General features: G+C 67.0%; 17 protein-coding genes. 8 read left to right on the forward strand and 9 right to left on the reverse strand.

Features of this window, described 5'->3' with window-relative positions; all coding sequences use genetic code 11:
* The first annotated feature begins 53 nt into the window (after positions 1 to 53).
* Positions 54 to 995, forward strand: coding sequence for an ATP-binding cassette domain-containing protein (locus ACX80V_RS09005; protein WP_485842869.1), 942 nt, complete (start codon positions 54 to 56; stop codon positions 993 to 995).
* Positions 992 to 1,780 (forward strand): ABC transporter permease, encoded by a 789-nt coding sequence (locus ACX80V_RS09010; RefSeq protein WP_485842870.1) that lies wholly within the window; start codon positions 992 to 994, stop codon positions 1,778 to 1,780. The genes ACX80V_RS09005 and ACX80V_RS09010 overlap by 4 nt, the downstream gene beginning before the upstream one ends.
* On the opposite strand, the gene ACX80V_RS09015 is transcribed toward ACX80V_RS09010, so the two are convergent.
* Genes ACX80V_RS09015 through ACX80V_RS09025 form a run of 3 tightly spaced genes read right to left on the reverse strand, consistent with a single transcriptional unit; the run spans position 1,777 to position 4,433 of the window.
* Entirely contained in the window at positions 1,777 to 2,655 is an 879-nt protein-coding gene (locus ACX80V_RS09015) for a metal ABC transporter permease (RefSeq protein WP_485842871.1), read from the reverse strand. The genes ACX80V_RS09010 and ACX80V_RS09015 overlap by 4 nt on opposite strands.
* Before the next feature lie 3 nt (positions 2,656 to 2,658).
* Positions 2,659 to 3,435 carry a metal ABC transporter ATP-binding protein gene (locus ACX80V_RS09020; RefSeq protein WP_485842872.1) on the reverse strand — a complete coding sequence of 259 codons (777 nt, stop codon included), beginning with the start codon at positions 3,433 to 3,435 and terminating at the stop codon, positions 2,659 to 2,661.
* Positions 3,435 to 4,433, reverse strand: coding sequence for a metal ABC transporter substrate-binding protein (locus tag ACX80V_RS09025; protein WP_485842873.1), 999 nt, complete (start codon positions 4,431 to 4,433; stop codon positions 3,435 to 3,437). Before ACX80V_RS09025 ends, ACX80V_RS09020 begins: the two co-directional genes overlap by 1 nt.
* A gap of 166 nt (positions 4,434 to 4,599) precedes the next feature.
* Here ACX80V_RS09025 and ACX80V_RS09030 point away from each other — a divergent pair, with 166 nt between their 5' ends.
* The 4 genes from ACX80V_RS09030 to ACX80V_RS09045 all read left to right on the forward strand — a co-directional run bounded on the left by ACX80V_RS09030 (position 4,600) and on the right by ACX80V_RS09045 (position 8,696).
* The gene (locus ACX80V_RS09030; protein ID WP_485842874.1) at positions 4,600 to 5,361 is read left to right on the forward strand and encodes a CPBP family intramembrane glutamic endopeptidase; all 762 of its coding nucleotides are present in this window, start codon (positions 4,600 to 4,602) and stop codon (positions 5,359 to 5,361) included.
* Positions 5,362 to 5,504: 143 nt separating this feature from the next.
* Positions 5,505 to 6,458 (forward strand): 1,4-dihydroxy-2-naphthoyl-CoA synthase, encoded by a 954-nt coding sequence (locus ACX80V_RS09035; protein ID WP_058931396.1) that lies wholly within the window; start codon positions 5,505 to 5,507, stop codon positions 6,456 to 6,458.
* A 74-nt stretch (positions 6,459 to 6,532) separates the two neighbouring features.
* The gene (locus tag ACX80V_RS09040) at positions 6,533 to 7,735 is read left to right on the forward strand and encodes an AMP-binding protein (protein WP_485842875.1); all 1,203 of its coding nucleotides are present in this window, start codon (positions 6,533 to 6,535) and stop codon (positions 7,733 to 7,735) included.
* A 79-nt stretch (positions 7,736 to 7,814) separates the two neighbouring features.
* Entirely contained in the window at positions 7,815 to 8,696 is an 882-nt protein-coding gene (locus ACX80V_RS09045; RefSeq protein ID WP_485842876.1) for a 1,4-dihydroxy-2-naphthoate polyprenyltransferase, read from the forward strand.
* A 32-nt stretch (positions 8,697 to 8,728) separates the two neighbouring features.
* Here the strand turns inward: ACX80V_RS09045 and ACX80V_RS09050 are convergent, their stop codons facing one another.
* Positions 8,729 to 9,085: a DUF4229 domain-containing protein gene (locus ACX80V_RS09050; protein WP_058931393.1), complete on the reverse strand. Its 357-nt coding sequence runs from the start codon at positions 9,083 to 9,085 to the stop codon at positions 8,729 to 8,731.
* A gap of 60 nt (positions 9,086 to 9,145) precedes the next feature.
* On the opposite strand from ACX80V_RS09050, the gene ACX80V_RS09055 reads away from it, so the two are divergent.
* Together ACX80V_RS09055 and ACX80V_RS09060 are read left to right on the forward strand one after the other, a co-directional pair.
* The gene (locus tag ACX80V_RS09055; RefSeq protein ID WP_485842877.1) at positions 9,146 to 9,607 is read left to right on the forward strand and encodes a PLD nuclease N-terminal domain-containing protein; all 462 of its coding nucleotides are present in this window, start codon (positions 9,146 to 9,148) and stop codon (positions 9,605 to 9,607) included.
* Between the two features lie 7 nt (positions 9,608 to 9,614).
* Entirely contained in the window at positions 9,615 to 10,241 is a 627-nt protein-coding gene (locus tag ACX80V_RS09060; RefSeq protein WP_485842878.1) for a hypothetical protein, read from the forward strand.
* A 9-nt stretch (positions 10,242 to 10,250) separates the two neighbouring features.
* Here the strand turns inward: ACX80V_RS09060 and ACX80V_RS09065 are convergent, their stop codons facing one another.
* From ACX80V_RS09065 to ACX80V_RS09085, 5 genes are all read right to left on the reverse strand, one after another.
* Positions 10,251 to 11,744, reverse strand: coding sequence for a dynamin family protein (locus tag ACX80V_RS09065; RefSeq protein ID WP_485842879.1), 1,494 nt, complete (start codon positions 11,742 to 11,744; stop codon positions 10,251 to 10,253).
* Positions 11,741 to 13,702 (reverse strand): dynamin family protein, encoded by a 1,962-nt coding sequence (locus tag ACX80V_RS09070; protein WP_485842921.1) that lies wholly within the window; start codon positions 13,700 to 13,702, stop codon positions 11,741 to 11,743. The genes ACX80V_RS09065 and ACX80V_RS09070 overlap by 4 nt, the downstream gene beginning before the upstream one ends.
* 159 nt (positions 13,703 to 13,861) lie before the next feature.
* Complete coding sequence (locus ACX80V_RS09075; RefSeq protein WP_485842880.1) at positions 13,862 to 14,989, reverse strand: IniB N-terminal domain-containing protein; 1,128 nt, start codon at positions 14,987 to 14,989, stop codon at positions 13,862 to 13,864.
* 66 nt (positions 14,990 to 15,055) lie between these two features.
* Positions 15,056 to 17,209, reverse strand: a complete 2,154-nt coding sequence (locus tag ACX80V_RS09080; protein ID WP_485842881.1) for a LuxR C-terminal-related transcriptional regulator — start codon at positions 17,207 to 17,209, stop codon at positions 15,056 to 15,058.
* Positions 17,210 to 17,212: 3 nt separating this feature from the next.
* Entirely contained in the window at positions 17,213 to 19,294 is a 2,082-nt protein-coding gene (locus ACX80V_RS09085) for an Hsp70 family protein (RefSeq protein ID WP_485842882.1), read from the reverse strand.
* Positions 19,295 to 19,423 lie beyond the last annotated feature (129 nt).

Raw genomic sequence — 19,423 nt, forward strand, 5'->3', positions numbered from 1 at the left:
AACCGGAAAACCCAGGCAAGGCCCAAGCAGCACCCAAAAACAAAGGAAAAGTCATGGCAAGCACCCCAACGGCCATCACCGTGGCCGGGCTGCGCAAGGCATACGGCAGCAAACAAGTCCTCGACGGCGTCGACCTCACAGTGCCGACCGGAACCGTCTTCGCCCTGCTGGGTCCCAACGGAGCCGGCAAAACCACCATCGTCCACATCCTCTCCACCCTGATCCGCGCCGACGGCGGGGAGATCGCGGTGGGAGGTTTCGACGTCGTACGCCAGGCCGATGAGGTGCGCGGCAAGATCGGGCTCACCGGGCAATTCTCGGCCGTGGACAGCCTGCTCACGGGAGAGGAGAACCTGGCGCTGATGGGCAGGCTCCGGCACCACCCGGCGGCCGAGATCAGCCGCCGCACCGCGGAGCTGCTCGAACGGTTCGACCTCGTGGAGGCGGCCAAGGAGCCGCTGGCCACCTATTCGGGCGGGATGCAACGCCGCCTGGACCTGGCCATGACCCTGATGGGCGATCCCGAAATCATCTTCCTGGACGAGCCAACCACGGGCCTGGATCCGCGCAGCCGCCGCACCATGTGGGACATCATCCGGAGCCTGGTTGCCCGTGGCGTCACCATTTTCCTCACCACCCAGTACCTGGACGAGGCCGACCAGCTGGCCGACAGGATCGCGGTGCTGGACCAGGGCAGGATCGTCGCCGAAGGCACTCCTGCCGAGCTGAAGCGGCTGGTCCCCGGCGGACACATCCGCCTCACCTTCGGCGACGTGGCCGCCTTGGAGCGGGCCGCCGTCGTACTCGATGCAAACAACCGCGACGACGACGCCCTCGCCCTGGAGGTGGCCGGCGACGACGGCGTCCGGTCCCTGAAGGACGTGCTGGATCGCCTGGAGCGCGCCGCGATCGAGGTCAGTGACCTCTCCGTCCACACCCCCAACCTGGACGATGTCTTCCTCGCCCTCACCAGCCAGAAGGAGAACGTACGATGAGCAGCCTCAGCTATGCCGCGTCCGATGCGGCCACCATGCTGCGCCGGAACCTCAAGCACGTGCAGCGCTACCCCTCGATCCCGCTGTTTGTGGCCGGGACCCCCATCATTTTCCTGTTGCTGTTCGTGTACGTGCTCGGCGGGACGCTGGGCTCGGGCTTGGGCGGCACGCGGGATGACTACCTCGCCTACATCGTGCCGGGCGTGCTGATGCTGACCCTCACCGGCGGCGCCACGGGCACCGCGATCTCGGTGGCCACGGACATGACGGAGGGCATCGTTGCACGCTTCCGCACCATGGCGATCTCCCGGGGTGCAGTGCTCACCGGCCATGTCCTGGGCAGCCTCATCCAGACCATGGCCGCCATGGTGCTGGTGGCCGCCGTGGCGCTGCTGATCGGTTTCCGGCCCACCGGCTCACCGGCCGGCTGGCTCGGAGCCTTGGGCGTGCTGACGCTGATCGCGTTCTCCGTGACGTGGCTGTCCGTGGCCATGGGCATCAACTCCAAGAGCGTCGAAACGGCCAGCAACCAGCCCATGATTTTCCTGCTGCTGCCGTTCCTGGGCAGCGGCTTCGTGCCCACGGCGTCCATGCCGGATGCCCTGCGCTGGTTCGCCGACGTGCAGCCGTTCACGCCCTTCATCGAAACGGTGCGCGGGCTCCTGATGGGCACACCGGTGGAGGCCGGCACCATGCTCGCGACACTGATCTGGTGCGCGGTCATGAGCCTGGGCGGGTACGCCTGGGCGCTGTGGCTGTACAACCGCAAGTCCGTCGGGGCCTAGCCAACCAGAAGTGCGGCGGCCTTCCTGCGGCGGGCCTTCGCCAGCCGGGTGCCGATCAGTCCCTGCCGGGGGCTGAACAGGTAGACGGCGGCGAACACCACACCCTGCGTGAGTACCACCATGGCGCCCGAAGCCGTGTCCAGGTAGTAGCTGAAGTAGATGCCGGCGATGGAGCACACCGCTGAAATCACCGGGGCGATCACCAGCATCCGGTTGAAGCGGTCCGTGAGCAGGTAGGCCGTGGCGCCGGGGATGATGAGCATGGCCACCACCAGCACCACACCCACGGTCTGCAGCGCCACCACCGACGTCAGCGCCAGCAGCCCCATCAGCAGCGCCCCCAGCCGTTTCGGCGAGAGCCCGATGGCGTGGGCGTGGGTGGGGTCGAACGCGTAGAGGGTCAGGTCCCGGCGCTTCAGGATCAGGATGACGAAGGCGACGACGCCGAGCACCAGCACCTGGATGAGGTCCGGGATGCTGACGCCCAGGAGGTTGCCGAAGATGATGTGGTTCAGGTCAGTCTGGCTGGGCGTGACCGAGATGAGCACCAGGCCCAGGGCAAACAGCGAGGTGAACACAATGCCGATGGCGGCGTCCTCCTTCACGCGGCTGGTGTTGCGGACGACGCCGATCAGGGTCACCGCGATCAGCGCGAACACCAGGGCGCCGAGCGCAAACGGGGCGCCTACGATGTAAGCCAGCACGACGCCGGGCAGCACGGCGTGGGAGACGGCGTCGCCCATCAGGGACCAGCCGATCAGCACCAGCCAGCAGCTGAGGACAGCACAGACGACGGCGGCGAGCGCGGTGGTGACGATGGCGCGGACCATAAAGTCGTAGCTCAGCGGTTCGAGCAGGATGTCGAGGAGTTCCATGGGTCAGCCCCTGCTCTCGGTGGTGGCGGGGTGGGCAGGTTCCGGGAGATCGCGGTTCAGCACATCCAGGCCGAACGCCATGGCCAGGTTCTCTGGCTGCAGCACCAGTTCCGGGGCGCCGTGCATCAGGACGCGGCGCATGAGCAGCACGGCTTCGTCGCACAGGTTGGGCAGCGCGTGCAGGTCGTGGGTGGAGATCAGGATGGTGCAGCCGTCTGAGGCGAGCTCGCGCAGCAGCCGGGTGATGGTGGCCTCGGAGCGCTTGTCCACGCCGGCGAACGGTTCGTCCAGGAGCATCATGGTGGCACCCTGGGCGATGCCGCGGGCCACAAAGGCACGCTTCTTCTGCCCGCCGGACAGCTGCCCGATCTGCCGCTCCGCGTACTCGCCCAGTTCCACGCGGTCCAGCGCCAGATCGACGGCGGCGCGGTCCGCCTTGGAGGGGCGCCGGGTGAAGCCCTGGTGCCCATAACGACCCATCATCACCACATCGCGGACGGACAGCGGGAACTGCCAGTCCACATCCTCGCTCTGCGGCACGTAGCCGATCCCGCCCTCCTTGCGCGCCCTGGTAGGTGACTGTCCGCCGATCAGCACGCGGCCGGCGTCGGGCTTGATCATTCCCATGATCACCTTGAACAGGGTGGATTTCCCGGACCCGTTCATGCCGATCAGGCCGCAGATCCGGGCGGCGTCCACGGTGAGCGAGGCGGAATCGAGCGCCAGGACCTCGCCGTAGTGGACGGTGACGTTTTCAACGAGGATGGCCGGGGAGCTCATTACTTCGCCCCTGCTGGGGCCCCGGTGGAAGTGCCGGCCAGGGCCTTGGTGATGACATCGGCGTCGTGCCTGATGAGGTCCAGGTAAGTGGGTACGGGCCCGTCGGCTTCGGACAGCGAATCCACGTAAAGGGTGCCGCCGAACTTCGCTCCGGTGGCGCCCACCACCTGCTGCATGGGCGCATCGGACACCGTGGATTCACAGAACACGGCAGGAACCTGGTTGGTCTTGACGTACTCGATGGCGCGGGTGATCTGCTGCGGCGTGGCCTGCTGTTCGGCGTTGACGGCCCAGATGTAGACCTCTTTGAGCCCTGCATCGCGGGCAAGGTAGGAGAAGGCGCCTTCGCAGGTCACCAGGGCGCGCTGGTTCTCCGGGAGGCCGGCGAGGCTTGCCTTCATCTCGTCCTGCACACCCTGCAGTTCGGCCTTATACGCGTCACCGTTGGCTTGGAATACCGCGGCGTTGTCCGGGTCAAGCTTGCTGAACGCCGTCACCATGTTGTCCACATAGATCTGCACGTTCACGGGTGACATCCACGCATGCGGGTTCGGTTTGCCCTGGTAGGAGTCCTCGCTGATGGACATGACCTCCACACCGTCGCTGACCACGGCGTGCGGCACGTCCAGGCCCTCCACGAACTGCCCAAACCAGGCCTCGAGGTTCAGTCCGTTGTCCAGGATGAGGTCCGCCTTGGCTGCCTTGCGGATGTCGCCGGGGGTGGGTTCGTAGCCGTGGATTTCGGCGCCTGCCTTGGTGATGGACTCCACCGTGAGCTTGTCCCCCGCAACGTTCCGGGCGACGTCGGCCAGCACCGTGAAGGTGGTCAGGACCACGGGCTTGTCACTGTCACTGTTGCCTGACGCCGCACCCCCGCACGCGGTAAGGGAGAGGGACAGAAGGACAACGGCGGCGGCGCCGGCAGCGCGGAGCGCCGCCGTTCCCCGGGCGAGGGTTCGGGCGGCGACTTTGGCGCGCCGAAACAAAAATTTAGGCATACCGAACATTCTACGCGACGCCGATCTGGCCCCGCAATGTGACGCCCACACCCCCCAGCGCCCGCCCCACGCCCCGTTGCTCTATCACTTTTGGTCGCTTTGCCCCCGGTTTGGGGACCAAAAGTGATAGCTCAACGGGTGGGAAAGGGGGAGCTAGGCTGAAGACATGGCCACCACACACCGGAAATCACCCGCGCCGCAGCCCGAGCTTTACCGGTTTTCCGCCCTTGATTTCACCGCCGTCGGCCTCTATGTGGCCGCGGCCGGGCTCTTCGCCGTGGCCGGGGAACTGCTGGTCCCGTTCATAAGCCAGCTTGCCCCCAGCCCGGCCGCGGCGTCGTACGCCGTGAACCTCATCTTCTACGGCTCGATCGGGATCCTGGCGCTGGCCGCCGCCCGCCGGGTCGTGGCCCGGGACCTGCGCGTGCTGGCCACCCGTCCGTGGTTCACGCTGCTGATGGTGCCCGCGGCGGTGGTGGCCATGATGATCCTCACGGCCGTGGTGGTGTCGGCCGGCGGCGGAGTGGAGACGTCAGCAAACCAAGCCGGGCTGCAGGCGCTGATGCAACAGGTCCCTGCCTGGCTGATGGTGCCGGTCCTGGTGGTGGTGGGCCCGTTTGTGGAGGAGTACATCTTCCGGCACCTGCTGATCGGCAAGCTCAGCCGCCGGTTCAACATCTGGCTGTGCTGTGCCCTCTCTGTGGTCCTCTTTGCCGGCATCCACATCGCAGGCCAGGAAGCCATCACGCTCAGTGCGTTGCTCCCCTATCTGGCCATGGGCGGCACGCTGGTGTTTGTCTACGTGTGGACCGGGAAGAACCTGATGTTCTCCTACTTTGTGCACGCGGCGAAGAACCTGCTGGCGGTCATCTTCATCTACGCCATCCCGCCCGAACTATTCGAGCAGTTGCAGCAGGTCCAGCCCTGACCCAACCAACGCGGGGTCACTTAAAGCCCATCCGGGCCCGTTTATTGGGCGCGAAGTGACCCCGCGTTGCGGTGAGGGGCCGCGTACCCTACCCCGAGGGCAACGAGTTCTGCATCAGCTGACCCGATTACTAGACTTGTCCGGTGAGCAACCAAATTCCCGCCAAGGTGTCCGACGTCTTTGACCCCACCCGCTGGCGCACCGTGTCCGGCTTCGACGACTTCCAGGACATGACGTACCACCGGCAGGTGGAGCGGGACGCCGACGGCACGATAACCAGGGACCTGCCCACCGTCCGCATCGCCTTCAACCGCCCGGAAGTCCGCAATGCCTTCCGCCCCGGCACCGTGGACGAGCTCTACCGGGCCATGGACCACGCCCGCATGACCCCGGACGTCGCCACGGTCCTGCTCACCGGCAACGGCCCTTCCCCCAAGGACGGCGGCCACAGCTTCTGCTCCGGCGGGGACCAGCGCATCCGCGGCCGCGACGGGTACCGCTATGCCGACGGCGAGACCCAGGAAACCATCGACCCCGCCCGCGCCGGACGGCTCCACATCCTGGAGGTCCAGCGGCTCATGCGGACCATGCCCAAGGTGGTTATCGCCGTCGTGAACGGCTGGGCTGCCGGCGGCGGGCACTCCCTGCACGTGGTCTCGGACCTCACCATCGCCTCGCGCCAGTACGGCAAGTTCAAGCAGACGGACGCCACCGTGGGAAGTTTCGACGCCGGGTACGGCTCGGCGCTGCTGGCCCGCCAGATCGGCCAGAAGTCCGCCCGCGAGATCTTCTTCCTGGCCCGCGAGTACTCCGCGGACGACATGGTCCGCATGGGCGCCGTCAACGAGGCCGTGGACCACGAGCGCCTCGAAGAGGTGGCCCTGGAATACGCCGCGGACATCGCCCGGCAGTCACCCCAGGCCATCCGGATGCTGAAATTCGCCTTCAACCTTGCCGACGACGGCCTGGCCGGCCAGCAGGTCTTCGCCGGCGAAGCCACCCGCCTGGCCTACATGACGGACGAGGCGGTGGAAGGAAAGGAAGCCTTCCTGGAGAAACGCGACCCGGACTGGTCCCGCTTCCCGCACTACTTCTAGGCACCACGTCTAGGCACAAACTTCCAAGCCGGCCGGCCTCCAGGCCCCGGCTGACTTCAAAGGCAGGACGGCACATGAATCTCGGAACCCAGACCATCGGTCCCACGGACATCGACCCGGTGCTCAAAGCCCTGGCCGCCGCCCTCCACGGTGAGGGACCCGCCGTCGAACTTTCCGCGGGCCCCAACGGCGAACTGGTGGTGGGACACACCGAGACGCCCGGCTGCGATGACGCCGTGGCGGTGGTCCGCACGTCCGGCTCGACGGGCGCGCCGAAGGCCACCATCCTGACCGTCGAGGCGCTGGCGGCCTCATCCATGGCCACCGCCCTGGCGCTCAAGGGCGAGGGCCAGTGGCTCCTGGCCCTTCCCGTGCAGTACGTGGCAGGCGTGCAGGTCCTGGTGCGGTCACTGTTCGCCGGCACGCGCCCGTGGGTGATGGACATGTCCGGCGGTTTCACCCCCGAGGCGTTCACGGCCGGCGCCCTGGAGCTGACCGACAAGTTCCGCTTCACCTCGCTGGTCCCCACACAGCTCCAACGCCTCCTGGAGGCGCCGTCGCCGGAGACCCTGGCCGTCCTGCGGCGGTTCAACGGCATCCTGCTGGGCGGCGCACCGGCGTCGGCCGGGCTGCTGGACGCCGCCCGCGAGGCCGGCGTCAGGGTGGTCACCACGTACGGGTCCGCGGAAACCTGCGGCGGCTGCGTGTATGACGGCGTGCCGCTGGAAGGTGTCCGGGTCCGGGTGGCCGACGACGGCCGTATCCTGCTGGGCGGCGACACTGTGGCCGCCGGGTATGTGGATGCGCCCGAAGCGACGGACACGTTTTTCGAGGAGGACGGCGTCCGCTGGTACCGCACCAATGACCTCGGCACGCTGGACGCGGACGGCCGGCTCACCGTGCTGGGCCGCGCCGACGACGTCATCATCACCGGCGGCGTCAAGGTCTCCGCCGCGCATGTGCAGGAAGAGCTGGAAAAGTCCGACGGCGTCGTGGCGGCTTTTGTGGCCGGCGTCCCGTCAACGGAATGGGGCCAGGCCGTGGCCGCTTTTATTGCGCTCGACGCCGCTGCCTCTGGCGCCACCGCGGACTCAGGTGCGGCCGGCACGCCCGCCGGGGATCACGCCGTCGTACTCAAGGAGGAATGGCACCGGCGGCTGGGCCGCCTGGCGCCGAAAACCGTGCTGGCTGCCCCGGAACTGCTGATGCTTCCCAACGGCAAGCCGGACCGCCTGGCGATGATCGAACGGCTCAACGCGCTGCATCAGGGAAAGTAGAGTAGAGCTGCACCGGCGGCCCGTTCGCGGCCGCCACCACCGTTTCACCGTTCTCCCGACCCAACACGAGGTACTGACCGTGGCCACAGCCGCACAATGGATCCAAGGCGCCCGCCTCCGCACTTTGCCGGCCGCCATCGCCCCGGTACTGATCGGCACCGCCGCGGCCTACGAGCTGGATTCGTTCCGCCCCGTTAATGCCGTGCTGGCCGCCCTGGTGGCGCTCCTGCTGCAGATCGGCGTGAACTACGCCAACGATTATTCCGACGGCGTCCGCGGCACCGACGAGGACCGCGTGGGACCGCTGCGGCTGGTGGGTTCCGGCGCTGCCCGGCCGGAACACGTCAAATATGCAGCGTTCGGGGCCTTTGCCGTGGCTATGCTGTTCGGCCTGGCGCTGGTGGTGATCACCCAGAGCTGGTGGCTGATCCTGGTGGGAGTCGGCTGCGTCATGGCCGCCTGGGGCTACACCGGCGGCAAGAACCCGTACGGCTACATGGGCCTGGGCGACGTTTTTGTGTTTGTCTTCTTCGGCCTGGTGGCAACGCTCGGCACCACCTACACCCAGGCCGGCCAGGTCAACCTGCCGGCCGTTATCGGCGCGATCGGCACCGGTCTCATTGCCTGCGCCCTGCTGATGGCCAACAACGTCCGCGACATCCCCACCGACATCCACGCCGGCAAAAAGACCCTGGCCGTGCGCCTGGGCGACAAACACGCCCGCGAAAGCTACGTGCTGATGCTGGCCGTGGCCATCCTGCTGGTGGTCATCCTGGCTCCCGGGCGGCCGTGGATGCTGATCGTGCTGCTGCTGATCCCGGCCTGCCTGATGCCCTCCTGGCTGATGATCAACGGCCGCAAGCGCAAGAGCCTCATTCCCGTGCTGCAGCAGACCGGCCTGATCAACCTCGGCTACAGCCTGCTGTTCTCACTGGGACTGGTGCTCAGCCACGGATTCTAGGCCGAATCGGGGCGGGGTCCAGGACTCGGGCTCTAGGACTCGGGCGTCTTCGGGGCCGGTGTTCCGGTTTCGGGTGCCTTCGTTTCGGGTGCCTTCGGGCCGCTGTTCCGGATGGTGACATCCGGGTTGGCGTCCAGGAGGCTATCCTCGGCTTCGGCGTCGGCCACCTCGCTTTCACTTCGCAACGGCTTGGCCTTGCCGGAGAGCCGTCCGTGAATGGCGGCAGCGGCGGCGTCGCGCTGTTTCTGGAAGAAAAGGTAGCTGACCGCAAACGCGATCAGCGCTGCGCAGATGACTGACAGCACCGCCCCCAGCTTCAGGAACATAAAGAGCACAAAGAGCGGCGCAAACAGCGCCAGCCGGATCAGGGAGTATTTCAGAAAAGCCACGGTACAAGTTTAGCCGCCCTGCCTGAACGCCCCCGGCCTGCGGACGATAGACTTAATGGCATGCTCTTCCGTGTGGTTCTGGCCGTCGCAATACTCGTCATCTATGTGTATGGCCTGGTGGACGTGATCCGTACTGACCGCCGCCTCACCCGCGGAATCTCCAAGCCGGCCTGGCTCATCGTGGTGACTGTCCTGCCGGTGATCGGTGCCATCCTCTGGCTGCTGATCGGCCGTCCGCGTGACTCAGCCCCGGTCCGCCAACCGCGCAGCCACCCCACCGCGCCGGATGATGATCCCGATTTCCTCCGCAATTTGGAGAGGCGCCGCCGGAACCAGGCCGAAGCCGCCCGCCTCAAGAAGCTCCAGGATGACCTCGAGGCGAAGGCCAAGGCCGACGGCGGTCCCGCTGGCACCGGACAGGACAACGCCGGTACGCGGGGCAAGGGTGGGATCGGCCACGAGGAAGCCGGCGATGCCAGCACGGGAGACACGGACACCCACGATACCGGCGACGTAAAGTAGCAGAAACATGGCCCAGCACCCCGACGGAGAATCCCAACAGCCAGTTGCACCCGCCGGGGCTGCCACGCCCCCTCTGCCGCCGCCGCGGCCCGGGCTATCCTACGCCGCGCCGGCGCCCATCGTTGTCATTCCGCCGGCACCGCGGAGCGTCCGCCTGGCGCGGACCTTTTGGCTGCTCAGCTTCGTTGCCGGCCTCGCCGTACTCATCGGTTCCTTCCTCACCCTCGACTCACACCTGGAGCGGCTCCGCACCGTGGTGGACCAGATGTCCCCCGGCGGCGGACCTGACGCTGTGACCACGTCCGCGGCCATTGTTTTCTGGGGCAGCCTGGGCGCCCTGCTGCTGGTGATCCTGCTCGAAGCGGCGGCGCTGGCTATTTTCTCAGCGCGCCGCGGCTGGTCCCGCTGGCTGATGATCCCGCTGCTGGCCGGGCAGGTAATGGTCATGGTGGTGGCCGCGGCTTTCCTCGTCCCCGAGGGCGACGCCGGCAGTTACGTTGTGATGCTCTGGGGAGCCCAGCTACTCCTTGCGTTCCTCGGCCTGGTGGCGGTTTTTGTGCCGTCGGCGGGCGGGTGGCTCAAGGCAGCGCGGATCCAGTCGGCGCAGGTCAGGCCGGCGCGGACGCGGCAATAAGGGCTGACCTCAGGCGGACTGCGGGTGGAGCTGCAGGGCCGAGCATTCAGCCACAACGCCCTCACAGCTGCGCATCACCACGCGGCAGGCCTCCACGGCTGAGCGCTCCGTCAGCGGGTTTTCCGATACCGTCCGCCACCGGGTTAGGAAGCGGCGGGCTTCGGCCAGGACTACGTCCGGTCCGGCATCCGGAGCCAGCCCCATCCTCAGGGCGGGCGCCGCACCCCAGCCGCCGACCAGCATTTCGGCCTCCGCCGCCAATTCATCGCTGAGGGATACCCCCGTGGTACGGATCGTGGCGAGCAGGCGGAGCTCACGGAACTCATGGGCGTTGGCCTGAAGGCGTTCCAAGGCTGCGGCCAGGCGGCCGGCCCCCTCCCTGGGCGCGCTGCGCAGCAAGCTTTCCACTCCCACCAAGGCAGTACGGGCTTTGAGGGCATCCCCGCGGGCCTGGAACTGCCGGGCCACAAGGTGCAGCAACGGGTCCAGCCCGCTGCGCCGGGCCAGTTCATGCGCCAGTGGCGTGGGTTCCGTGAAGCCACTCCGAATCAGCACTACGCCCAGCCGTATCCCAAACAGCCCGAACCGCTCAAGAAGGGAAGCCCGGGCTTCGGCGCCCAGGCTTTGCGGGACACTGGCCCTGATGAACCTGTCCGCCGAGAGCAGCATCCGCTCCCGGGCCGACCGCTCCATGCCGGCCAGGACCTGCATGGACTCGAAGTCCGACTGGCGCATGCTGCGTGCGCTTTGCGCCAGCAGCCCGGCCACCGGGACCACCCCCAACGCCAGCTTCCGCAGGCTGTGGTCCCGGCGGTACCGGTCAGCGATGTCACCCGCGGAGAGCAGCGAATCAATGCGGCCCGCACCGATCTCGTCGGCACGGGACAGCACGGCAAGGGCGTTCACGGTTCCCGACCTACCCGCCTCGGTATCCCTGAAGGATTCGAGGAACCGCAGGTCCGAGGCGTGCATGTGGCGCATGAGGTAGATGATGGCATCAGCCTCGGAGGGCGCGTCCACGGGGATGAGGAAATCGGTGGACCGGGCAGAGACGTCTTCGGACAACGAGGCAATTCCCGGGGTGTCTATCAGGGTGAGCTCGCGCAGGGCCGGCGAGGGCCACTCCACCACCAGCCGTTCCATGTCCTCGGCGCGGGCGTTGCCCAGGACAAACACCAGGCGGCCGTCCACGCGCTTCAGCGGCAGGATATGCGGTTCACCGGCAATGGGGTAGGCCGTGATCCGCGGCGTGTGCCCGTAGCGGTACCAGGTCACAATCTTTGTGCATTCCCCGGTGTCGGTCGGGGCGATCTCCTCCCCGATGATGGCGTTCAGCAGCGTGGATTTTCCCGCCTTGACCATGCCTGCCACAGCGAGCCTGAGGGGCTCGGACAGCCGCCGGGCATAAGTCTCCAATGCCGCAGCCGCAGCGGGGTCGTCCGCATACACAAGCAGGGCGTCCTGGATCAGGTCCGCCACTCCCGCGCTGATGGACTCCTTCATCTGCCCGCCGCAACCACCGGCGCCGTGCCCACCGACTGGCTGCCCGTCGTCGGACTTCCCGACGCCGGGCTTCCCGACGCCGGGTTTCCCGTCGCCGTGCCTCGCCCGGCCGGAGACTGCGCGGCCTGCGGCCCCGGGGATTGGGCCACTTCGGCGGCCACCAGGCCGGCGGCATGATGCAGGGCGTCCACCTTCTTGAGCTCGGCCTTGATCTCGCGGATGCGGATGTCCTTTTCCAGCGTGTAGGTGGTGGCTGCCTTCTGGGCCGCCGCCACCGAATCCGCCAGGGAGCGATGGTGTTCGTCCGCGATTTCCGTGAAGTGGTCCCGGGTTGAACGCTGCACCAGCCGGAGCCGGTCCTTGAGCTGCTTGCCCACCTGGAAGGTGACATCGTCCAGCTGCCGGCGGACCAGCGCCTTGGCTTCGGCCTGCCGGCGCTTCAGCCGTGCTTCCTTGTCCTCGCGGTACGCCTTGCGGCCCAGCAGCAGGCCCGCGCCCACTGACAGGGGATTGATCAGTGCCATGCCGAAAATCCCGGTCAGGAGCCCGAACATCAGCACGCCGCCGTAGGATCCGCGCATGCCGATCAGGACCTTCTGCAGGGGGTTGATGTGCCCGTCGTCGAGCCTTGGCATGTTGTCCACCGGGTCCAACGCGTCGTCGGTGTCCGAGATGTGGAGCACCGGCAGGGCCACTTCGTCCTCTGAAAAATGCTCCGCCACTTGTGCGGCCAGCCACTGCGCGCGTTCGCTGGTCCACACAAACGTGTCCGAGATCGCAGCGGCGGCGCACTCCTCGAGCCACGCGGAAAACTGGGTCCAGGTGGGGCCGGGATCGCCCTGGTCAATAGCGGCCTCGGCTTCGCGCTGGATGCGCCGCAGGCGGTCCCGGAGGTCGTACTCCATGTCCGCGATCAGGTCGCCGATGCCGTCGTTGAGCGTAATCTGCCACCGGGCGGAACGTTTGCGCAGCTCATCGGCCTGTGACTTCGCCTCCTCCAGCCCTGCAATCATCCGCGGCGTCCCCTCAGGATCCTCAAGCGCTCCCAGCTCGGACCGCAGGGACAGGCGCAGGTTCTCAGTCACGGAGAGCAGGTCCTGGCTGACGGAGCGCCGTTGCAGCCGTTCCGCCTTCCCCACAATTTCATTCCGGAGGTGGCCGATCAGCACGGGGAAACCCGACTCGGCGTTGAGTTCGCTGTCCTGCAGGCGTGCAGCCTCCAGCCGGAGATCCGAGGAAACCGCGAACAGCGGGATGTCCGGCGCCACCTGCGCGAGCTGGGCACGGTCCATGGCCTCCACACGCCGCCAGTCCGGATACAGGTCCGTTTTGGACAGGATGCCCGCAACGCTCGGGGTGATCCGCATGGCCTGGCGCAGGAACCGCATTTCGGGCTCGGTGTATTCCTGCGAGGCATCTGAAACCAGCAGCATGGCGTCCGCTGTGGGCAAGGCTGTGAGGGTGGTCAATGTGTGCGAGGAGCCCAGTCCCCCCACACCGGGCGAATCGATGACCGTCAGCCCACCGCCCAGGACCTTGCGGGGCAGGAAAACTTCGGCCGCTACCAGCTTCTTGACGTTTCCGGGGTTGCCCCGCTCGGAAACGTAAGCCGCCAGGTCCGCTATGTTGATGGGCTGCCGCTCCAGTGCGGCGTCGTCGCCGGGCTCTGTGCCGGCTTTGGGCAGCAGGATGGCGGCGGACGCGGGTTCCCCGTGGCGGACCACGGTGGGCACCGAGGTGGCGATGTCGTCGTCGACAGGGCACACCGGGGCGTTCACCAGGGCGTTGATAAGTTTGCTTTTTCCTTGCTTGAATTCCCCCACCACGATCACGCGGATACTCGGATCCTTCAGCCGGCGCAGGGTCTGGTCCAGGCGTTTCCGCAGGTCCGCGCGGTCCCCTGTCCCCACCAGTTCGATGCCCTGCTCCACCAGCAACGCCAGCTGGCCGGCGTTCATGGGCACCGGCGCACGTCCAGGGCCTCCCGGTCGTTGCGATTCAGCCATGATCTGTCCTTTGCAGCAGGGGTGCGGGTGGGGCGGGTGATAATCCGCGAAGAGCCCGGCAGGAGGTCGATGGCCTCCTGCCGGGCGCTCCCGGTACCCGGAACTTGATGTTTATAGGCTGATCTCCGAATCTTCGACCGCGACGTCGGTGTCCACAACCACGTCAGTGTTCGTCGAGTTGTCCTCGGTGGAGTTGTCCTGGAAAGAATCCTCAACCACAACCTCCACCGGGTTGAAGGAATCAACCACCTCCACTTCGGTGGTCTCCGCCTGCGAGTTGTCGTTGAAGGAGTCCTCAACCGCAACCTCGGTGTTGGTGGTGTTATCCGAGTTGTCCTGGAAGGAATCCTCAATCGCAACATCGGTGGTGGAGTTGTCTTCGATGGAGTTGTCCGAGTTGTCGTTGACTTCGACGGTGTTGTCCTCGGTGGAGTTAGCGGAGTTGTCCTGGAAGGAATCCTCAATCGTCACCGAGTTGTCTTCCGAGTTATCCACGGAGTTATCCGAGTTGTCCGAATTATCGGAGTTATCGGAGTTGTCCGAGTTGTCGTTGAACGAATCAGCGACATCAAGGTCAACGTCGGTGTTGAACGAATCGGCCACATCCAGATCGCGGTTGCCGATGTTGATGTCGCCGCCGGCGGTGATCGAGTTGTCCGTGGAGTTGTCCGTGGTGTTGTCCGTGTTGTAGGAGTCGGTGGTGTTGTAGGAGTCCCGGACGTTGTTGTCGTCGCCGGCAGCCAGGGCCTTATCGCCGGATGCGATGACAGCCTCGTTGTCGAACCACTGGTTCACGTCGCCGTCGGCCCAGATGTTCTGGTTGACCGACTGGTCCGTGATCGTGTCCCGGTCATCCACCGTTGAGGTGTAGGAGTAGTTGTTCACCACGTGGTGCAGCTGCTGGACAGCGTGGGCGTGATCGTCATGCTGGTCGTGCCCCGGAGTGTGTCCTGAGCCGCCGCCTGCAGGAGGCAGGGTGTGGCCGGCGCCGCCGATGCCTCCGGTCCACGAGGTGTTCCCGCCGGTGTTGTACTCCCGGTCGAAGGAAGAAGCGTTGACAGTGATGGGTGCGTAGTCCAGGACAACCGGCATCGCGGCGTCAACATCGGCGGAGCAGACTTCGCGCAGGCCGGCACCCTCGAGTGAACGCTCCGGATCGTGCAGGAACTCCTGGGCAGCGGCGGGGTTGTTGAACAGGCCCATGAGGAACTGGACGAGCTGGTTTGCGAGTGTAGGCATTGGATGGTCCTCAAATCTTCTCGGAGTTGTGGATCGCCAGGCCTCGGCGCCGGGCTTAAATCAAACCTAAGGTCCTTCGTAGGGGCCGGGCATCGGGTTGTGTCCCCGTACCCGGATGCCCCGCATTAGGGGTTTGCCTGTTTCGTGGCTAGGGGCAGCAGTGGCTCCGTCCTGGCCCGGATGATCTGCAGTTAGCGCCAGCCTCAGGCGGACCAACAGATCGGAGCGGTTTTCGGCCCCAAGCCTCCGCCGCATCCTGGCAATGTGATGTTCAGCGGTCCGGGGGGAAATGTAGATGGCTTCGCCGATTTCCCGGTACGTCTTCCCTTCCAGGACCAACCGCGCCACTTCCTTTTCGCGTTCGCTGAGCCCCGAGGCGTCAGGATGCGCGCCATGGTTGTTCTCGGCGGCGCCGCGGCGTACTTCCGGTGACGGCCCGGCGGGTGGCCCGGTGGTTCCACCCTGCGGGTGGAGGTCCCTGGCGCAGGCAAGGAGCCGCATCATGTCCCTGCGCTCGTCTGCCTGCGCGGCCGCATGTCCTGCCAGCCGGGCCCCTTCCCATGGCATGCCCACCACTTTCAGTCCCCGGGCTGCGTTCTCCACATCCGTCGCCTGGAACCGGCCGGCCAGGACGCTGACCCAGGCCTTGCCTGCGGCGGCGAACACAGCGGCCATGTGACTGTATTCCGAGGCCCGCACCAGCGCTGCTGCGTGCGGGGCAAGGTCGGCCGGGCTCTTGTTCAGCAGGGCAGCCTGGACCGCCGCCCAGTGAAGCGGGACGGCCCACAGGGGCGGCTCCCCCAGCTTGGTCAGCAGGACCCACGCTTCATCCAGATAATGCGCGACGCGCCGTGTCTCCCGCAACCGGGCGGCAGCAATCATCAGTTCGCCCCACGGCAGCAGGCTGTAAAGGTCGACGGCGGTGTGCAGCATCGCTTCGCGGGCGCGCTCCCAGGCCATCACCAGGTCATGGACGTCGCCGCTGCGCCGCGCAAGGCCCACTTCCAGGGCCGCGCACAGGAACTCGTCCCTGGGCACCAGCGGCCAGTGGTTGGCTTTGGAGGCTTCGTTGATGGCCAGCCGTGCTTCGCCAGCATCGTCCTGCTGCATGGCCGACCACGCCTGCAAGAGGTGGAGCCGTGGCTTGGCGGCGTCACCGCCCTGCCTCGCTGCGACGGCGGAGCGGATGATGGTGTCCGCTACGTGGGATTCACCGCTGTAGAGGGCCAGTAACGCGGCCAACGCTCCAGGGGTGTCCGGAAGGGGTAGCGCCGAACCGGACGCGTTGAGCATGTCCGAAGCATGGATCAGCAGGGGAAGGCCCTTGTGTGGATCCCGCTCCATCGACTCCATCACGCCCTTGCCCGTTTGCGAAAGCGCCACCGCCAGTAAGGTGGGCGACACCGGTGCCGACCCGGCGGGAAAGGCCTCTTCCGCGCCTGCCCGGTCGCCGCTGCCGATCATGGCCACCGCGGCAAGCGGGGCGGACCGGCCCATGTTCGCCGGACCAAGCCAGGCATAGAGGTCGGCACTGCGGACCAGCAGCCCGCGCTGTGCCCAGACGGAAGCAGCAACATCCACGCCAAGTCTGACATCCGGCGGATCAGAGCTCACCAGGAGCCCGTCAATAATCCGGCCGGCGGCGTCAAGGTCGCCCGTGGCGGCTGCGGCCTGGGCTCGGCGGGCAGCGATGCGCAGTTCGTTCGCCCCTGCCAGCAGCGCTTCGCTGTACAGCTGGGCGGCCAGACCGGGGTTGTGCTGCAGCGCTTTGTCCGCTGCGGCTTCGAGTTCGGCGGCGACCCTCGGGTCCGCCAGTCCGCCCCTCGCCAGCTCGCGGGCAAGGTCGCCGAAGGGCTGGCCCTCGGCCGAAACAAAACCAACGAGTTCCCGCTGCAATGCATGCACACGGGCTGTGGGCGTGCCGTTCAGGAGCGCGTGTTGGGCGGGGCCGACGACTGTCCCGTCGGCAAGCAGCAGGCCCGAGGCCTCGGCGCGGTTTACCACGGCGTCCAGGCCCGGACTGTCAGGGCTTTCCAGCTTGTGCGCGAAATCACCGGGCAGCGGACCGGGCAAGGTGAACCCTACGGACAGCGCCAGCAGGAGTTCACGGACTGCCGCATTCTCGCCCCGCAACTGCTGTGCCATGTCAGCGGCACCGGCGGGAGCCGACGTCCCTGCCTCGTGCAGTTCCCGTTCGGGCTGCGTATGATCGGCGGCCATGCCTCAGACCGCCGGTTCGGTGGTTGGGACAGGATCCGTGGTGGGGGACGGTTCCGCGAACGGGTCGGGCGCCGGCGCAGAGGCCGTCGTCGGATCGGGCTCCGGCGCAGGTGCCGACGACGGCTCGGGAGCCGGGCCGGTGGTCGGATCGGGAGCCGGGTCAGTGGTCGGATCCGGCGCAGGGTCGGTAGTCGGATCCGGAACTGGGTCAGTGGTCGGATCAGTGGTCGGATCCGGCGAAGGGTCGGTAGTCGGATCCGGCGCAGGGTCGGTCGTAGGATCCGGGGCCGGGTCAGTGGTCGGATCAGGTACAGGATCGACGGGCAATGGGACCAGGTCCGGCGGCGGGTCCGTCGTCGGGTTGGTCACCGGACCCGGGGTGGAGCCTCCGGAACCCTGTGCAGGCTCACCAGAAGTGCCCGTCCCGGCACCGGCCCCGCCGGCGGCTGGTTGGCCTGCTTCGGTAGGTGGCCTGCTGGTGGACGAGGCAGCAATGTCCAGTCCCGTGGAACTGGCCGGCGCGCTGCTGTCCTGCAGCTGGGCGCTGGCTTCAATCCCATGCACGGGTAGCTGCGCCGCGCCTGCTCCTGCCGCGCCTACTCCTGCCGCGGGGCCACCGGAGCCAGGTCCGCCGGTTCCGTCAGGAGGAGCAGCGCTTGGGGTGTCCTTCGCCGCATCTGCCGGCGGGGCGAGCATCGCCGAGAGGCTGCCGAGTCCGTCCGGGCTCTGGGCTGCAGTCGCTGTCAGCCCGGTGAAGAGCGCCACTACCGCTGCTACCGCAGTCAGCCGCACGGTCGAACGGGGCCCGTGCGCGCCGCCCTTGCGCCCGGCAGCATGGGCACCGGTGGCATGGGCACCGGCGGCGAGTGCTGCAGCACCGGCGTCGGCATGCCGGGACCAGCTGGCTCGTCGGCCGGCAGCTCCATGATGCCCGTCAGCCTGCGTGAGTACGACGGCGTCAGCCAGCTGTGCGGTCATGGCAGCGGGCTGCGCGGCCCCCTCCGGCTGAGCGCGAAGGGCGGCAACCGCCGCGCCGAGGCAGATGGATGACTTCGGATCGGCGTCCACGGCGATCGGCCGGTCCAGCTGCTCCGAAATCAGCTGTGCCACCAGGGGAATGCGCGATGAGCCGCCGATGAGAAGCACCGCGGACAGGTCGTCCGGGGTGAGCCCCAGGTCCTGCAGGGAACGCTCCAGGGCGTCCACTGTTTCCCGGATGGGCTCGCTGATCATCGCCTCGAAGTCGGACCTGACCAGCCGCACCTGCTGCTGGATTCCCGGCAGCAGCACCGAAATGCTCGCCTCGCTGTCCGCGGACAGCGCCTCCTTGGCTTCAACACACTCCCGCCGCAGGCGCGAGAGGGCCGCCAGGGCGCCGGGCGCCGACGGGTCAAGATTGGCCAGGCCCTGCCCGGCGTGATCGGCAACGTACCGCAGGACGGCTGCGTCGAAGTCGGCGCCGCCCAGCCCCTCGATCCCTTCGGGCCGGCCCAGCAGTTCAAAGTGGCCGGCGTCCGTTTTCTTCAGGACGGCGGTGTCAAAGGTCCCGCCACCGAGGTCGTAGACGGCGATGGTACTGCCATCCTCTACCCGCACCTGGGCGGCGTAGTGCAGAGCCGCCGCTTCCGGTTCGCTGATCAGCGTGACCTTGGTCAGGTCTTTTGAGGCCAGGGCGGCGAGGATGAGCTGCGTTCGGTGCGCACCCCAGGAGGCAGGGTGGGAAAGGATAATGTCCGACGGCGGCGCTCCCTCGCGTTCTTCAGCCCGGTCTGCGACCCATCGCGCCATAGTGGCGAAGACGTCCTCAGCAGGGAGGGAAAGCGTGCCGACGGCAAAGGGGACGTCGTCTCCGACCCGCCTTTTGAACTCCCGCACCACCCGCTCCGGGGAATCAAGGCCGCGGCGCTCGGCCGCCTCCCCCACCAGGATGGGGCCTTCCTCGGGGTAGTAAACCACCGAAGGCACAGCCGTTCCGCGGAGCCCCAGAGGCAGGCTCTCCGGAACACTTGAAGCGTCGTGATTAATTCGAACTATGGCGGCGGCGGTGAAACTGGTCCCGACGTCCACGGCGAGAACATAGTTCATGGGCACCTCGGCAAAAAACGCAGCTAGCTGTCTGCGAGCTTCATCACTGACAACTCCCACCAAGGTAGCATCACCGTCTGCGGGGCAACACCCTTATTCATACATCGATTGGCGTATCAGTCGACCGTT

The organism is Pseudarthrobacter arbutini (genome assembly GCF_054510915.1).

Coding starts and splice junctions, on each gene's coding strand:
- ACX80V_RS09085 (WP_485842882.1), bottom strand. CDS start 19,294: ATGAACTATGTTCTCGCCGTGGACGTCGGGACCAGTTTCACCGCCGCC.
- ACX80V_RS09065 (WP_485842879.1), bottom strand. CDS start 11,744: ATGAAGGAGTCCATCAGCGCGGGAGTGGCGGACCTGATCCAGGACGCC.
- ACX80V_RS09020 (WP_485842872.1), bottom strand. CDS start 3,435: ATGAGCTCCCCGGCCATCCTCGTTGAAAACGTCACCGTCCACTACGGC.
- ACX80V_RS09055 (WP_485842877.1), top strand. CDS start 9,146: ATGCTCTTCCGTGTGGTTCTGGCCGTCGCAATACTCGTCATCTATGTG.
- ACX80V_RS09080 (WP_485842881.1), bottom strand. CDS start 17,209: ATGGCCGCCGATCATACGCAGCCCGAACGGGAACTGCACGAGGCAGGG.
- ACX80V_RS09025 (WP_485842873.1), bottom strand. CDS start 4,433: ATGCCTAAATTTTTGTTTCGGCGCGCCAAAGTCGCCGCCCGAACCCTC.
- ACX80V_RS09075 (WP_485842880.1), bottom strand. CDS start 14,989: ATGCCTACACTCGCAAACCAGCTCGTCCAGTTCCTCATGGGCCTGTTC.
- ACX80V_RS09030 (WP_485842874.1), top strand. CDS start 4,600: ATGGCCACCACACACCGGAAATCACCCGCGCCGCAGCCCGAGCTTTAC.
- ACX80V_RS09070 (WP_485842921.1), bottom strand. CDS start 13,702: ATGAACGCCGGCCAGCTGGCGTTGCTGGTGGAGCAGGGCATCGAACTG.
- ACX80V_RS09015 (WP_485842871.1), bottom strand. CDS start 2,655: ATGGAACTCCTCGACATCCTGCTCGAACCGCTGAGCTACGACTTTATG.
- ACX80V_RS09040 (WP_485842875.1), top strand. CDS start 6,533: ATGAATCTCGGAACCCAGACCATCGGTCCCACGGACATCGACCCGGTG.
- ACX80V_RS09005 (WP_485842869.1), top strand. CDS start 54: ATGGCAAGCACCCCAACGGCCATCACCGTGGCCGGGCTGCGCAAGGCA.
- ACX80V_RS09010 (WP_485842870.1), top strand. CDS start 992: ATGAGCAGCCTCAGCTATGCCGCGTCCGATGCGGCCACCATGCTGCGC.
- ACX80V_RS09060 (WP_485842878.1), top strand. CDS start 9,615: ATGGCCCAGCACCCCGACGGAGAATCCCAACAGCCAGTTGCACCCGCC.